General features: G+C 62.6%; 15 protein-coding genes. 11 read left to right on the forward strand and 4 right to left on the reverse strand.

From position 1 onward, the window contains the following. Positions 1 to 337: 337 nt before the first annotated feature. The 4 genes from AB4Y73_RS13030 to AB4Y73_RS13045 all read right to left on the reverse strand — a co-directional run bounded on the left by AB4Y73_RS13030 (position 338) and on the right by AB4Y73_RS13045 (position 3,850). Entirely contained in the window at positions 338 to 1,456 is a 1,119-nt protein-coding gene (locus tag AB4Y73_RS13030; RefSeq protein ID WP_441872191.1) for an alpha/beta hydrolase family protein, read from the reverse strand. Between the two features lie 97 nt (positions 1,457 to 1,553). Continuing rightward, positions 1,554 to 2,462, reverse strand: coding sequence for a hypothetical protein (locus AB4Y73_RS13035; RefSeq protein ID WP_441872193.1), 909 nt, complete (start codon positions 2,460 to 2,462; stop codon positions 1,554 to 1,556). Positions 2,463 to 2,482: 20 nt separating this feature from the next. After that, positions 2,483 to 2,938 carry a hypothetical protein gene (locus AB4Y73_RS13040; RefSeq protein WP_441872195.1) on the reverse strand — a complete coding sequence of 152 codons (456 nt, stop codon included), beginning with the start codon at positions 2,936 to 2,938 and terminating at the stop codon, positions 2,483 to 2,485. A 3-nt stretch (positions 2,939 to 2,941) separates the two neighbouring features. Beyond that, the gene (locus AB4Y73_RS13045) at positions 2,942 to 3,850 is read right to left on the reverse strand and encodes a MarR family winged helix-turn-helix transcriptional regulator (RefSeq protein ID WP_441872196.1); all 909 of its coding nucleotides are present in this window, start codon (positions 3,848 to 3,850) and stop codon (positions 2,942 to 2,944) included. A 254-nt stretch (positions 3,851 to 4,104) separates the two neighbouring features. Here AB4Y73_RS13045 and AB4Y73_RS13050 point away from each other — a divergent pair, with 254 nt between their 5' ends. Genes AB4Y73_RS13050 through AB4Y73_RS13100 form a run of 11 tightly spaced genes read left to right on the forward strand, consistent with a single transcriptional unit; the run spans position 4,105 to position 15,498 of the window. Continuing rightward, positions 4,105 to 5,184, forward strand: a complete 1,080-nt coding sequence (locus tag AB4Y73_RS13050) for a CHAP domain-containing protein (protein WP_441872198.1) — start codon at positions 4,105 to 4,107, stop codon at positions 5,182 to 5,184. Continuing rightward, the gene (locus AB4Y73_RS13055) at positions 5,181 to 5,693 is read left to right on the forward strand and encodes a hypothetical protein (RefSeq protein WP_441872199.1); all 513 of its coding nucleotides are present in this window, start codon (positions 5,181 to 5,183) and stop codon (positions 5,691 to 5,693) included. The genes AB4Y73_RS13050 and AB4Y73_RS13055 overlap by 4 nt, the downstream gene beginning before the upstream one ends. Before the next feature lie 41 nt (positions 5,694 to 5,734). After that, positions 5,735 to 7,240, forward strand: a complete 1,506-nt coding sequence (locus AB4Y73_RS13060) for a chromosome partitioning protein ParA (protein ID WP_441872200.1) — start codon at positions 5,735 to 5,737, stop codon at positions 7,238 to 7,240. Between the two features lie 33 nt (positions 7,241 to 7,273). After that, positions 7,274 to 7,876, forward strand: coding sequence for a DUF6668 family protein (locus tag AB4Y73_RS13065; RefSeq protein WP_441872201.1), 603 nt, complete (start codon positions 7,274 to 7,276; stop codon positions 7,874 to 7,876). Between the two features lie 11 nt (positions 7,877 to 7,887). Further along, a complete protein-coding gene (locus AB4Y73_RS13070) occupies positions 7,888 to 8,157 on the forward strand; it encodes a hypothetical protein (RefSeq protein ID WP_441872202.1) in 270 nt (89 codons plus the stop codon). Positions 8,158 to 8,184: 27 nt separating this feature from the next. Continuing rightward, positions 8,185 to 8,940, forward strand: a complete 756-nt coding sequence (locus AB4Y73_RS13075; protein WP_441872203.1) for a hypothetical protein — start codon at positions 8,185 to 8,187, stop codon at positions 8,938 to 8,940. Position 8,941: 1 nt separating this feature from the next. Further along, positions 8,942 to 10,198: a hypothetical protein gene (locus AB4Y73_RS13080; protein WP_441872204.1), complete on the forward strand. Its 1,257-nt coding sequence runs from the start codon at positions 8,942 to 8,944 to the stop codon at positions 10,196 to 10,198. Further along, positions 10,185 to 11,693, forward strand: a complete 1,509-nt coding sequence (locus tag AB4Y73_RS13085) for an SCO6880 family protein (RefSeq protein WP_441872206.1) — start codon at positions 10,185 to 10,187, stop codon at positions 11,691 to 11,693. The genes AB4Y73_RS13080 and AB4Y73_RS13085 overlap by 14 nt, the downstream gene beginning before the upstream one ends. A gap of 27 nt (positions 11,694 to 11,720) precedes the next feature. Further along, positions 11,721 to 13,289, forward strand: coding sequence for a helicase HerA domain-containing protein (locus tag AB4Y73_RS13090; protein ID WP_441872208.1), 1,569 nt, complete (start codon positions 11,721 to 11,723; stop codon positions 13,287 to 13,289). Beyond that, a complete protein-coding gene (locus AB4Y73_RS13095; protein ID WP_441872210.1) occupies positions 13,286 to 15,055 on the forward strand; it encodes a type IV secretory system conjugative DNA transfer family protein in 1,770 nt (589 codons plus the stop codon). Before AB4Y73_RS13090 ends, AB4Y73_RS13095 begins: the two co-directional genes overlap by 4 nt. Positions 15,056 to 15,066: 11 nt before the next feature. Next, entirely contained in the window at positions 15,067 to 15,498 is a 432-nt protein-coding gene (locus tag AB4Y73_RS13100; RefSeq protein WP_441872212.1) for a DUF4913 domain-containing protein, read from the forward strand. Positions 15,499 to 15,506: the final 8 nt, after the last annotated feature.

Here is a 15,506-nt window from a genome sequence, read left to right on the forward strand (position 1 = left end):
ATCTTTGCCGTGACAACGTGACGGTCGCCTTTGTACATGCGTGCCATGAGTCCTCCTAAATAGGGTGCTGGGACCAGCCAATCGCAATTAGATTGCATTAAGTGGGATGCTGCGGCTCGGCGTGTCGGGGCCTCAGCCATGGGTCGACTCAGGCCCCGAAGCCTGTCCCAGTTCGGCATTACTTTTGCTCCGCATATTGTCACCAGGCTGCAGCGGACACGCCGGGTCGCTCCGCTCCTCTGACGCGGCCGGATCTTTGCATCCGCTCCTCAATCTGCTCCGTTCGTGGTCGACGCCAATTCAACCTCATTCCAATACTAGTGCAACTGCACTGCAATTAGTCGAGTTCATTGCATCTGCTGTCCTTCAGGCGCGTCCGGGCGGTGTTTACTGGCGCGCCTGTGTCCTCAGAGGCTTCACGTTCTCTGAACCATGCAGCAACCTCGTCTTCGAACAGCTTGGGTGAAGAGTTCCATTCGCACTGGTGGGGGACAGCCGGGAACTCCTTGAGCGTGACCTTTTCTGGATTGGCCATCGCGAACTCAGCCGACAGAGAGTAGGGCACTTCGGTGTCGCCGCGTGAATGCAGTACCAGTGCAGGAACGTCGAGTCGGGCAGGTGCGTGAGTCCAATTGAGCTTTCCAAAATCTACTGGCTCAGCGAGCGAGGCAAGGCGGCTGAGCAAGGGCGCTGACAAAATCTTCGGAACGATCTTTGCGATCATTCGGGGGAGGCCCGCGGTTCGGGCATTCTCGGCGATAACTGCTTCTGTGTTGGGTCCCGGTGAAACCAAGACGAGGCCAGTGATAAGAGACCTGTAGTTGGACGTCTCGGTGAGAAGGAGTGAGATCGTTGCACCCATTGACCACCCAAATAGATAGATGGCCTTTGCACCGTGCTCGGCTGCATAGGCGAGTGCCTTTTCAACGTCGTTCGCTTCAAGACTGCCGTAATGGCAGACCTGTCCTTGGGAGTGATTCTCGGCGTCTCCGAAGTAGGACGGGACTAGAGAGGTCATCCCTAGATTTGTGGCTGATTCAACGCTGCGAAGCATCGAATAGCGAGACGACCGGAGCCCGTGTACGTGGATTGCCCACATGTCAGGTGATGGGTGCGCGGGGTGGAAAATCCAGGCCGGGAGTTCCCCGGCTGCTGCCCCAAGGCTGACCTCTTCATAATCCATGTTTAGCTTTTCCGGTGCCGCAATTGCCTGGCCCGTCCAGCTGCCGCGCACCTTGCCTGCTACCAGGGGTCCGGTCCATTCAATTATTTCTCGGGTCACCTCAGATGATTCAGGGTTTTCCGAGACGACGGCTCCTACAACGATATGAATGCCGGGCAGGAGTAGTCCGTACGTACCAGGCGCCCGAGTTCTCGCATCTGCCTGCAATGTCACTTCGCGGCGGTCGGGGGAGATCGTCAGCTCCCGTTCTTTGGGTTCCTTCCAGGCAGTCATTTTCTGCCCTAGGGCAGCTGCTGCGGCGACTGGCAGCGCCAGCGCAACGAGAGCTGTAGCGCTGAGCCAAAGATTCGGAGCCATGCGTAAAAATTCCTTAGGTTGAGGACGTGAGTGGGAAATCGGTAAGAAGAACATCGGTCCGATGTGTAAGTGCCAGCTCCGAACCGGTGACGTTGAAGTTGTCAAGCGTCATTAGGTCTCGGAGGAGGATCAACGTTTGATAGCAGGCAATCTTCGGGTCCCGCAGCGCGTGGGCAACCGTGGGCTGTTCTACATCTGTCCGCTGGAGAATTCGGCGCAGCCGTAGTGCGCAGTAGAGAAACGCACAGTACTTGCGCAACGATCGGACGGAACCCCTCAGAAATCCAATGCAGAGAACGATGGCACCCGTGAAAAAGGCCGCGACGTACGAGGAATAGAGCAGAACCGATGCTTGACTACTGATGGAGCCAGTGTGCTGCAGCCAGAGAAGGCAGATATCGATGACGTTGCCTAGGGCGACCAGCGAGAAGCCCGCAATAAATACTCTGGAGCGCTGCTGTGAGTGCAGGACTGCCTCAAGTGAGAGCAGGGAGATCGTCGCAACGGCACCCAAGTAGATGGTGAGATAAAGAGCTGTCCAGGGTTGATCAATAAGTGCGCCAATGAACTCGTCCACAGACATAAACGTCTGTTCATCTGCAATCAGAATGAATGAGGCCGAGTACGAGAGGATGCCAAATATCAGGAACGGATGATAGCGTCTCGGTGCCGTTCTGGATGTGTGTATAAGGATGGCTTGATACATGAAGTGGAACGACAAGGTCGTGGACGTCGCACCCAATAGATTCCAGTAACCCTTCGATCCTAGTAAAGCGTCTATTTCTGGGACGGGCACCACGAAGCCGAGACAGATGACAGCCATTAAGCCAAAGGCGCCGGCAAGCCATCCGGGCCGCGAGGCTTTCGCCTTCAACGCGTACGGCCCCCTGAGCACCAAAATAAGCGCAGTCAGATAGAGCATTGGAGTCGATAATTCCTGCATTATCCAAAAGCCTGACTGTTGCGAGTTTTACGGCTAATGAGAGTAGTGATCTTGTAGGCGAGAAACTCTGCTTCCCGCTCTGCATCGTTCCACAGCAGTTGGTCAACTGTGCTGGTTTCAAGCGGTGTGGTTGGCCGTTCGCACAGCTGATGTCCGCAGAGAAGGTGGCCAAGTTCATGAAACAGGCTGTGCATCTGGTAGGCGTGTGGATCTATGCCGCGGAAGACAATTACGACAAATTCTGGCGTCATGGCGAAGCTGCCTGTAGTTGTTTTGAACCTGGCGTCTACCGTTGATTCGAGAAATATGGGCTTCGCTATTGCCGCTGAAACAGCTCCTACCACTTCGCAAGCGGTCATGCCGGGGGCCAAGTGAATCGCTGAGAGCGCAGTTGCTGTTACGGCCCGAGATTTGCGCGAGAGCGCGACAGGGAGTCGGTCGTACTTAAGAGCCACCGCTCAGTCCTTTTCGGAAGCGTCCAGTCTTTTCTGGACTAGCTCCGCAAGCGCTTGAAGTGCCTCGGCGTCCAAGATTCCTCGGCCGCCGAAGCCGGTAACCCCCGCGAGCAACAGCGCGTGCTCAGCCCGCATGCGGTTATCAACTTCCCGGAGGACTCTTTCGTCGTCCGTCAGAAGGTAGGCTGCGTTGCCCGTGATGACTTCCGATATATGGGCCAGGACATGGTCGCTGGCGGGCCCTCCTTGGTCCAAGAGAGTGGACCAAGCCCTGTATGTCAGTACGATATCGCGCTGAGCAAGAAGGGGACCGTACTTTTTGTAGGCCTCTCGGGCGTCGCCTGCCTCTTTCATGGCAATTATTTGATGCAGGCGCGCGGCCACCGCCGCCGAACGGTTCTTCTGCATCTCGGCCGGCGACTGCGCTGATAAGAGGTCAGCAATAGGAGTTTGCTGTGCCCCGAAGCGTTCTTGCAGTACATCTGATGGCGCTACGTTGCCCTGGAGCTCGCGCAGCAGACGCACCAGTGTGTTGGTGCTTTCAATCGGTAGGTCAGAAAGGAAGGATTTTAGAAGAGTAAAATCCGTCGCAACTATGGCGGATGCAGCTGCGGTGCCTTCAGGAGTAAGCGACCATAGGACTTTCCGTTTGTCCTCACCCGATCCACGCTCCACAAGCCCTTTGACTACGAGGGAATCTACGGACCGAAACGGATCTCGATTGAGGAGCAGCATCTGCCCCAGATCCTGCATGGAATGAGGACCGGATTCATTCAGCACCAACAGGATCTCGACCTGAGCACTCGTTAGCTCACGCGTATGTGCATGCTCAAGAATTGCTCGCTCCCACTCCTTAGAAACAGCCAGGAGTAGGTAACGAAGCTCCGACGGGGCCAGATGTTGGTTGGACATAGCTCCCTAGCGTCGGTTGATAACTTGCACCCATTCTAACTCGGTCCGTAACACCCTCCCCGGGTTGGTCTCCGCCCTACGGGGTATGACTTGCGCAAGTCGCAAAGTACTGCTAATCCATTATATTTCTATAGTTACAGTGCATATGCACTCTAACGTGTTAGATTTGCTGCATAGGTTCCCAAGCGCCTCGAGGTGAACTGCCGTAGTTCACCAAACAACTCTGCCGTTATGTTCGGAAGGTAGGTGACCCGATGCAGCGCAAATCGTTGTGCCTGATGGCCCTGATCGTGGTCCCTGGCCTCGTATTTGGCTTAGTTTTTTCCGTACTTTTGTTGCTTGCTCCGGCGAAGCCTGCCGTGGCCGCTTGCGGCTCCGCCGTCTCTGTTGTCATCGATGCCGACACCAAGGTCGAGGGCTACACCGAAGAGCAGCTGAAAAACGCCACGGCGATCATGAATGCAGCCAATGTCCTGGATCTGTCGGTCAAGGGTCAGATGATCAGCGTCATGGTTGCCCTGGGGGAGTCGGGGCTGCGTGTCCTGGATCACGGCGACGGGCCCGGGCCCGACTCGCGGGGCTTGTTCCAGCAGCGTGATAACGGCGCGTGGGGTTCCTACGCGGACCGCATGGACCCGACCATCAGCGCCAAGAACTTCATCAAGGCCCTGCAGGCCGTTGAAGGTTGGGAGCTGCTGGAGCCGACCATCGCCGGTAACAAGGTCCAGCGCAGCGCCGACCCGTACCACTACGAGAAGTACTGGCCCGAGGCAGTCAAACTCGTCCAGACACTCTCGGACGGGAAGTTCCCGCTGGAAGGCAGCGACTGCGCCATCCCGGGGCAGTCCGGTGCCGGTGACGACTACCCATGGAAGGCCTCTCCGACCTGGTTGCAGGTCGGCGCAGGCTCAGCCGCCGCATCGCCGCTTGGAATGTTCTACCGCGAGTGTGTGGACTTCGCCCTGTGGCGGGTGAACCAGCAGATGGGTTCCACCAGCGCCCCGTTCAAGGTCCTCAACGGCACCTTCCGCCCGGACGGGCAAGGCCTCGGTTCGGCCCTGACATGGAAGGCCGGCTGGGATGCCAAGGGCTGGTCGACCGGCAATACACCCCGGGTCGGTGCCGTCGTCTGGTACGCGCCCGGCGCCGGGGGAGCGGACCCGACCTTCGGCCACGTTGCCGTGGTCAAAGAAGTCAAAGACAACGGGACCTACGTCGAAGAGGGCTACAACGGCAACCCGCCCCCGGATGACCACAACTACTACACCCGGACCGTCAGTAACAACCTCCCATCAGCCTTCCTGTACCTGCCCACCCAAGAGGAGAAGAAGTGAAAAAGCCCCTGGCCCTCATCGCCATGGTCCTGCTCTGCGCTGCATGCGGCCCGGCAGCGAACACCACACCGGCACCGGCAGAATCAACCACCACGACGCTATCGGCTCCCGTGTCCCTGAGCGCCAACAGCGGTCCCCAGGCACCCGGTGGCACCGTCCCCGCCACTGTCGATATCTCCTGGGATCAGGCCAGCAAGGATCGGGCCGTGGACGTCGCTGAGAAGGCGATGGCTGACTTTGCCCGCCCGGCCGTGGAGGAAGGGCAGTGGGCCAACGACCTCGCCCGCTGGCTGACCCCACAGGCCACTGCCGACTACTCGGCGGTGGACCCGGCGAACATCCCGGCCAGCCGCGTCACCGGGCCGGCCGCGCTGAGCTTCGATGAAGCCAACGGCTACGGGGTCATCGCAGCGGTCCCCACCAATGCCGGGACCTACACCGTGCAGCTGCTCCGCACGGGCAAGGACGCCCCGTGGAAGGTCAACCGCCTCACCCCACCCTCGTCCTAAGCGCCGCACCTCTCCACCTCACACACGTAAGGAAGAACTTCATGAGCACCACACCAACCGAGGTCATGGCCTTTCCGAAGATCAGGGCCATCGTCCGCGATAACGGGACTGCCGAGGTCGTCGTCGCGGGTAACTCCCGCATCGTTCCTGACGGGGACTCCCTGCAAAATCTTCGCAACAACGCCCTGGCCCTCGTGGTGGGCGAGGCCCAGACGCTGCAGCGCCCCGTCAGGGTCCAGATCGAGGATCCCGAAGGGCACGGCGAACTTATCGTGCACCCGGACAACAAGATCGAATCTGTCTCCTACGAGGCCCGCCCCGCACGCCGCCGGGCAGAAGCCCCGGAAACCACGCCCGAGACCGTCGCTCCGACCGTAATTGATACCGTCCCTGTTCCCGCTCCTGAACCGGTAGCCGCCCCAGCAGAGCCAACTGCAGTTCCGGCCCCTGCCGTGGCGGTGGACAACCAGCCATGGCCGCCCCCACCGGTCGCCTCCGACACCACCCCAACGCCGGCCAACCCTGAACCACAGACGGCGGCCGCCGCAGAAGAACCGCACACCGCCGTTGTCTCTGTGGAGACAACGGCGACCCGGCGGAGTTTGAAGGACACCTCGTTCCTGGTCAGCGCCCCGGTCCTGGAACCGGCCACACAGGGCTGGCGCGGGACGCTTACGCGCCTGGGATTCCGGATGGACCCCTCAGAGGAAGAACTCTCTGAGCGGGAGGATATTCGCACGGTCAGCCAGCACTGGCCCGGTCCCCGGACTATTGCCGTGGTCAACCGCAAGGGCGGGGCGAACAAGACCCCCACGGTAGTCATGCTCTCGGCCATCCTCGCCCGCTACAGCGGGGCCGCCACCGTGGCCTGGGACAACAACGAATCCCAGGGAACCCTGGGGTGGCGGACGGAAAAGGGGTCCCATGACCGGAGCGTCCTGGACCTGATTGATTCCTCGACCGAACTGCTCTCACCGGCAACGAACGCGGCAGAAATCGCCAAGTTCGTCCACCACCAGACCGCTGACAAGTTCGATGTCCTGCGCTCGGATGAGAACGAGGAAGGCGACCACGAAGTCACCGCTGAGGAAGTCGACATCGCCCACCAGGTCCTCACCCGCTATTACCGGCTGGTGGTCATGGATTCGGGTAACACCGCACGGGCAGCGAACTGGCGGCGGATGATCGACCACACCAACCAGCTCGTCGTGCCCGTGACAGCCATCGAGGACCGCGCCGAAGCCGCCCGGCTGACGCTGCAGACCCTGGAATCCCGTGGCGGCCACGACGCCGAGCTCGCCCGCAACGCCGTCGTGATCGTCTCCGAATCCACCGACGCCAAGCGCAGCATGACCGGGGACGCCCTCAAGCGCGCCAAGGATGAAGCCCAGCGGATCGCGGACGGCTTTGAGCCGTTCGTCCGGGCCGTCGTCCGGATTCCCTACGATCCGGCCCTGGTCAACGGCCCCATCCGCTATGAAGCCCTCCAGCCCGCCACCCAGCGGGCATGGCTGGCCGCAGCGGCCGCCGTCGCTGACGGCTTCTAAGACAGTCACCAACGGACTCTGGAAGGAGGAACCTTGCAACAGTCTCTGAATCCTTGGATCACCAGCCCAGCCACCGACAATGCGGAAGAAGCGACCGATACGCACAGGCCGCCGGCGGCCGTCATTAGTTCACCGCTAAGGGGCATGGTTGAACCCGACGCTGCAGACCGCCTGGCACGCCGCACCTTGACCGGTTCGGCCGCGTTGTGGATCACCGGCACACACGGGGGATCCGGCGAAAGCAGAATCGCTGACCTCCTTCACGGGGCACGCGTCACCGATCACTGCTGGCCAGTCCTGCAGGACGGCAGTGAGCCGAGAGTGCTTCTGGTTTGCCGGGCAGATATCCGCGGCCTGACAACCGCCAGGAGTGCGCTGACCCAGTGGGCCGCCGGCGCCTCACCGGAAGTTGATCTGCTCGGCCTTGCCATCCTGGCAGACGCACCGGGAAAGACTCCCAAAGCGCTGCGTGACTTCGCCGCTATCGTCGGCGGGGGAGCGCCCCGGCTCTGGACCCTGCCCTGGGTAGAGGCCTGGCGGCACGGAGACAACACACCGCCAACAGCCCGCGAATACCAACGCTTCATCACTGACGTAGCCGCTCTGGCTACCGACACCACGCCCACCACCCACTGAAAGGTCTCACCATGAACTCATTCTCCGCACTCACAAGCAGCGTCATCCCCAACCCCACCCCGACCCTCCCTCCCGAAGCTGACGGGCTGCTTCTGGTCCTGAACTGGGCCTCCGGTGTCGGTCTGGTCCTTGGTGTCCTGGGCGTCATCATCGTCGGCATTGGCATGGTGATCCAGCTCCAGCGCGGCGAAGGTGCCCAGGCCATCGGCAAGCTCGGCTGGGTCCTGATGGGCTGCATCATCATCACCGGTGCTTCCGGCATCGTTCGCGCCTTCGTCTAAACCAGCACCAACAATGGGAGATTCACCATGAGCCGGTCAACAGAGAGCACCACCGAACCCAATCCGTTCACCAAACCCGGATTCATCATTGCTGGCGCGCTGGTGGTCGCGCTGATCGCAGCAACCGTCGTCATCTTCCTGCTCCCTAAAGGACAAGGCACCGCACAGCCGGCCCCTGCCCCGGCGGAGCCCAGCAGCACCTCCTCAGCCAGTCCCAGTGCTTCGGCTGCAGCTGGCGCGAGTGTCTGCGGACTGCCCGCCTCGTCGGAGACAGCCCTGGGAACAGCACCGAAGACCAAGTGGGAACTCGTCGGGAAGATGGCGGCACCTACCGATCCCAAGACTTTCGGCCCGGGCGTGACGGACGAGGACGGGTGCCGGTCCTGCTTCGCTAACTCACCCACGGGCGCACTCTACGCCGCCGCCAACATGATCGCCCTTGGCTCATCCGGAACACAGGATGAGCTCAAGCTCGCCGAAAATTTTCTGGTGCCGGGCCCCGGACGTGACGCGGCTATTAAGGCGGCCAAGACGCGGACTTCAACTGCGGGAAGCGGTGAGACCGCTCAGGTCAGCGGCTTCCTAATCAAGTCTTACAGCCCGAGTGAGGCAGACGTCGATCTGGCTATCAAACTCCCGAACGGTGCGCTGGCACATTCAGTTCTTTCGCTTCGATGGGTAGCCGGAGACTGGAAGATGAAGGCTTCCGATGACGGCCAAATATTCAATGGTGTCGCCCAACTCAGTGATCTGAGCGGATTCATTCTCTGGTCAGGCGTCTGACATGGCTGAGTGCAGTTTGGGGGACATGACGTGCGTCGCCGGCAACGTCGTATCCGACCTAGCCGACGACGCTATGGGCAACATGGCCAACGCCATCTTGGATGGCATGAGCCAGATGGTGACGGCACTGTCCACCTTCTGGGTGTCCATGCCCACGGTGAACCTTGCCAGCGGCGACGGAACGGAACCGAGCCCTGTCGTCGCGATTGTGAACAGCGAATTGATGCCCTGGACGCTGGCTCTGGCGGTCCTCGCCGTCATTCTCGGCGGCATGCGGATGATCTGGGAACAGCGCGGGGCGCCGCTGAAAGATCTGCTCCGTTCATTGCTTACGCTCACCTTGGTGTCGGGCCTGGGCCTGGGCGTCATCTCGATTCTGGTAATCGCGACCGACGCCTTCTCTGTCGCCATCATCGAGCGTTCCACAGACGGTAAGGGCTTCGCGGAGGCGATGAGCATCCTCGTCATGACCAACCAGGCCGGCGTCGGGGTGTTCATCCTCATCGTCCTGGGCCTGATTGGCCTGATTGCTTCCCTCGTCCAGATCGTGCTGATGGTGGTGCGCAGCGGCATGTTGGTGATCCTGGCCGGCATCCTGCCCACCACGGCCGCTTTCACGAACACGGAGATGGGGAGGCAGTGGTTTCAGAAGGCAGTTGGTTGGACCATCGCCTTCATTCTCTATAAGCCAGCTGCGGCGATCGTGTACTCGATCGCATTCCTTCTGATGGAAAACAACAGTGGGGTCCCCTTGATCGGTTCCATCACGGGTTTCACGTTGATGGTCGTTGCCCTGTTCGCACTGCCTGCGCTGATGCGGTTTGTGACGCCGATGGTGGGGGCTGTCGCCTCCGGTGGGGGAGCAGGGGCCGGGGCAGCCGTCGGGGCCATGGCCACCGGCGCCGTGTCCTTGGGCCGCAGTGGCAGCGGCAGGGGCAACGCCGCACCGACACCAGCGACGACGCAGAGCAACCAGTCAGGCGCGTCTCCAAAGGGCAGCGCAGGAACGTCGGGCCCTCGAGGCGGGGGAGGTCAGCCCATACCCGGTGCTACCGGTCCGGGTGGAGCCGCTGGCGCCGCAGCAGCAGGCAAAGCCGGCACTGCAGGAGCAGCGGCAGGGGCAAGCGGTGGGGCAGCAGCAGCAGGCCCGGCCGGGATGGCCGTAGCTGTCGGGGCACAGATGGCCTCCGGGACGTCGCAGGTAATCGCAAAGACAGCGCAGGATTCAACCGGGGAGGGCCCCAGTGGCAGCAATTAATACCGAATACAAGGAACCGTCCTACGGAAACTGGCGCGTACCCCGCTCGGCCGGTCTGGGCAATCTCGGTGCCATTGGCACCGGGATTGTCATGGCCGGGTTGCTGCTGGGCATCATCAGCTTCGCCATCTGGGGCCTCTTTGTTGGTCTGGGTGTGCTGGCAGTGGCCGGGGCCTCTGCCCTGTTGCTGACGGTCAAGGACAAGCACGGCCAGTCCGTGGTGGACCGCTTCGGCACCCGGATGACCTTTCGCCTGTCGAAGTCTTCCGGAACGAACCTCTACCGTTCCGGCCCTCTGGGCGTAACGCAGTGGGGCATGTACCAGCTGCCCGGGCTTGCAGCGAAGTCGACCCTGTACGAGTTCGCCGACTCCTACAAGCGCCCGTTTGCGCTGCTGCATGTCCCGACTACCAGCCACTTCACAGTGATCTTCTCCACCGAACCTGACGGAGCCTCCCTGGTCGACCCTGAGCAGGTCGACGCGTGGGTGGCGAACTGGGGCGGCTGGCTCGCCGGCCTGGCCGATGAGGCCGGCCTGGACGCCGCAGCCGTGACGGTCGAGACCGCCCCGGATTCCGGCTACCGGCTGCGGAATGAAGTGGAAATGAACATCGACCCGGACGCGCCGGCATTCGCGCAGGCCATTCTGCGTGAGGTCGTGCAGAGTTACCCGGAAGGTTCGGCCACGGTCCGCGCTTGGGTGTCCCTGACCTTCAACGCCTCCCTCCGGACAGGATCGAAGAAGCGCACACCGGAAGATGTTGCCCGCGACCTTGCTTCCCGGATTCCGGGCCTGTCGGCCCGGCTGCAGTCGACCGGTGCTGGTATTGCCCGGCCGATGTCGGCACAGGAACTGTGCGAAGTCGTCCGGGTCGCCTACGACCCACCCGCGGCTTTGATCATTGATGAAGCCCACGCCGCCGGCTCGCCGGTGTCCCTGACCTGGGGTGAGGTCGGTCCCACCGCGACGCAGGCAAGCTGGGATGACTACCGGCACGACAGCGCCTTCTCGGCCTCGTGGACGATGACCGGTGCCCCGCGCGGGTCGGTGAATTCCTCGGTCCTGTCCCGGCTACTGGCCCCGCATGGGGACATTGACCGTAAGCGGATTTCGCTGCTGTACCGGCCGATGGATTCCGCCCGCGCAGCGGCAGTGGTCGAGCGGGACCAGAACAACGCCAACGTCCGCATCACCTCCGGGACCCGGCCCAGTGCCCGTGCCCTGGTCGATGCGCGGTCGGCCGTGCAGACCGCGCAGGAAGAAGCCCAGGGCGCCGGGCTGGTGAACTTCGGCATGGTCGTCACGGCCACCGTGACCGATAAGGAACGGCTAGCAGACGCTGTTGCTGCCATTGAACAGACCTCCGGTACTGCCCGGGTGCTGTTGCGCCGGGCTTACGGGGCGCAGGACACCGCGTTCGCGGCGTCCCTGCCGCTGGGGCTGGTTCTGCCCAAGCACAGCATGGTCCCCTCCGAGATCAAGGACGCGCTCTAAGTGGCCCTTAAAGAGTTTTTGACATCAATGACCGCAAAGACAGTAAAGCCAGCAAAGAGTGCGCCCAGGAACAAGGTTGGGAAGCAGCCCCGTGAGGCCGGCCCGGGTGCCCGTGGGTGGGCCGGCCGCGGCGGGGGCATGGCGCAGCTCGTTCCGTCCGTGACGGAGTACCGGGGAACGACGGTCCAGGTCTGCGGGCTGTGGCCATTTTCCTCCGGGGCGTCCTCGCCCATGATCGGGGTTCCGCTGGGCCGCCACGAGGAAACACAGGCCACAGTCTGCTGTGACCCGATTAGCTGGTTCCAGCGGGCCCGGCTCATTTCCAACCCCTCCGCCTTCATCCTGGGCAAGCCCGGGCTGGGCAAGTCCACACTGGTGCGCCGCATGTTCCTGGGCCTGTCCGCTCAGGGTGTCCACCCACTCATTCTGGGCGACCTGAAGGGCGAGCACATCAAGGCGGTGAAGGCCCTTGGCGGGCAGGTCATTTCCCTCGGCCGTGGCGTGGGCTACCTGAACATTCTTGATCCCGGCCAGGCTGTCGAGGTCGCCCAGCTCCTCGAGGCGAACGGCCACCATGAGGCCGCCACCCGGGTCCGGGCTGACGCGCACGGCCGCCGCCTGAACATGGTCGTCTCACTGATCACGATCAGCCGGAACAACCCGCCTACCGATCAGGAACAGACGATCCTGGACCGGGCGCTGCGGGTCCTCGATGACCGGTTCGACGGGATCCCGGTCCTGAAGGACCTCCTGGACGTCATTGTCTCCGCACCGGATGAGCTGCGGCAGGTCGCACTGGACCGTGGCGACATGGCGGTCTACCTGCAGGAGACCCGGGCGTTGGAAGCAACTCTGCTGGGCCTGACCGGGGGAGGGAAGCTGGGAGAAATCTTCTCCGCCCAGACCACCAACCCCATGAAGCGGGACCGCGCCGTGGTCTTCGATGTCTCCAGCATTGACGAGACTGAGACGGACCTGCAGGCCGCCGTGCTGCTCGCGTGCTGGTCCTACGGATTTGGCACGGTCAACGTCGCCAATGCCCTGGCCGACGCGGGCCTGGAACCGCGCAGGAACTACTTCGTGGTCCTGGACGAGCTGTGGCGGGCGCTGCGCTCCGGTAAGGGCATGGTCGACAGGGTGGACACCCTGACCCGGCTGAACCGCTCCGTGGGTGTCGGACAGATCATGATCTCCCACACCATGTCCGACCTGCTCGCCCTCCCCGCGGAAGAGGACCGGATGAAGGCTCGCGGCTTCGTCGAACGCTCCGGCATGGTCATCTGCGGCGGGCTGCCCGCCTCGGAAATGCCGCTGCTGACCGCAGCCATACCGCTCTCCCGGCAGGAGCAGCAGAAACTTATCTCCTGGCAGGACCCGCCCGCCTGGGACTCACGCGGGGCCGACGTCGAACCCCCGGGCCGGGGGAAGTTCCTCATCAAGGTCGGCGGCCGCCCGGGCATCCCCGTCCAGATCGGGCTGACCTCCATCGAGAAGACCGACGGCCTGAACGACACCGACACCCGCTGGCACGAACCCCCCGTAACGCTCATGGACCCGGCAGCCCCTGCGCCGCCCACCGAAGGAGGAACGCCGTGAGTGCACCAAACCGCAAAGGAATGGGCCTCGGGGATGCCCTGCTCATCTGGCTGGCCATCGGCTTCATCGTCGTCTTCGGCGGCGGGACCTACGCGGCCGCGCACCTCGGGTCCTGGATGGCCGGCATCGACGCACCACCTGCGCACCCGATTGATCTGGTCGCCGGGCTCATTAAGGGCCGAGTGACATGGCCTGCCCAGGCCACGGTCGCAGCGTGCCTCATGGCGGGCCTGGTCCTGGTGCTGGCCATCGTCGTGCTCGTGGCCTGGCGGAAGGGCGCGAGTAAGCGTGCCCGGGTGGACAAGGCCGCCAGCTACCTGGGACGTGGGAAGTCGCTGGCCGCATTCTCCGAGAAGGGTGCAAAAGCGACGGCCGAGCGCCTCGGCGTGACGGACACCCCCGGAATCGTCGTGGGCAAGGTCGTCTCCACCGGGCAGAAGTTCATTCAGTCCTGGGAAGACCTCAGCCTCGACATCTGGGGACCCCGGACGGGTAAGTCCACCTCCCGGGTAATGCCGGCGATCCTGGACGCGCCAGGTGCTGTTGTCTCGACCTCGAACAAGCGCGACGTCGTGGACGGCACCCGTGGCGTCCGCGAGGACACGGCCCCGGTGTGGGTCTTCGATCCGCAGAAGATCGCCCAAGAGGAACCCCACTGGTGGTGGAACCCGCTCTCCTACGTCACCGACGAAGAGAAAGCCTACAAACTCACCCAACACTTCTCCGTCGGATCCCGGGTGCCGGGGTCCAAGCCGGACGCCTACTTCGACCCCAAGGCCGAAGACATTCTCTCCTCGTACTTCCTCGCGGCCGCACTCGGCGGGCTGCCCATCACGCAGGTCTACGTATGGGTCACAGAGCAGGTCAGCCAGGAACCCATCGAAATCCTGAAAGAGCATGACTACGAGCTGCAGTACAAAGGCCTGGAGTCCACGCTGAAGCTGGCCGACAAGCAGCGCGACGGTATCTTCGGCACGGCCGAGAAGATGATCCAGTGCCTCAAGAGCAGGAACACGCTGCGCTGGGTCGCCCCGACAGGCGGCGCAAGCGTGGAAAGTGACGCCCGCCGCCAGTTCAACCCGCACGCCTTCGCCGCTTCACAGGAGACGATCTACATCCTCTCCAAGGAAGGTGCCGGCTCCGCCGCCCCGCTCACTACAGCGCTGACCGTGGCCATCGCCGAGGCCATGGAAGAACGCGCCGAGCGCAGCGGCGGCCGCCTGCCCAAACCTGCACTGTTCGCCCTCGATGAGCTGGCGAACGTGGTCCGCTGGGCCGCCCTCCCGGACCAGTTCAGCCACTACGGCTCCAAGGGCCTGATCGTCATGGGCATCCTGCAGTCCTGGTCCCAAGGCGTCGAACTCTGGGGCGAGGCCAACATGCGGAAAATCTGGTCCGCCGCGAACGTCAAGGTCTACGGCGGCGGCGTCGCCGAAGAAGGCTTCCTCCGCGCGCTCTCAGACCTGATCGGGGACTACAGCTACACCAACGTCTCCATCTCCTCCGGAAAATCCGGCTCCAGCCGCTCCCGCCAGGAAGGCAAGGAACGCATCTTCGACGTCTCCAACCTCGCGGAGCTGGACCGGGGCCGCGCCGTCGTCCTCGCCTCCGGGGCACCGGCCACTCTCGTCCGGACAATGCCCTGGTACACCGGCCCGCACAAGGAAGCCGTGCAGGCGTCCATCAAAAAGTACAGCCCCCGACCGGAGGAAGAGGCCGTCCCGGTTTCTGCTGCGCCGGTCGCTAATCCCTGGGTCACGGGGTAGGTGGTTTTGAGATGACCAACGACATCGGCCGATTCGGCTCAAGCGACACTGAGACGCCTGCAGACATCCCGGCAGAAGAGCAGAAGCCAGCTGAACTGGTCTACGGCTCAGCCGAAGAGTTCCTGCATGAACAGCTGCTGCCCACCTACGTCCGCGACGTCGACGGCCGCGCAGCAAAATGGTGCCTCGAATGGTACTTCCACCCCGAAGCAGTCTCCCGAATAGAAGCCCTGTGGCGGGCCTGGGAACACCTAAGACTCGACGGGGCCACAGGCATCAGTGTCTGGTTCAAAGACCACGCAGACCACCACATGAGCGTGCTCCTGGACCCACGCGGCCCGTTCTACAAATGCGACATGCAAAAACACCGAGACCCCGAACACCTCGAACCAAAGAAAGCCCCAGCGGGCTGGTTCCCAGACGTGCGGACTATTCCTGTATGAAAAGTTCA

Origin of the sequence: Pseudarthrobacter sp. TAF60_1 (assembly GCF_052113505.1) — a bacterium.
Taxonomy (GTDB): domain Bacteria; phylum Actinomycetota; class Actinomycetes; order Actinomycetales; family Micrococcaceae; genus Arthrobacter.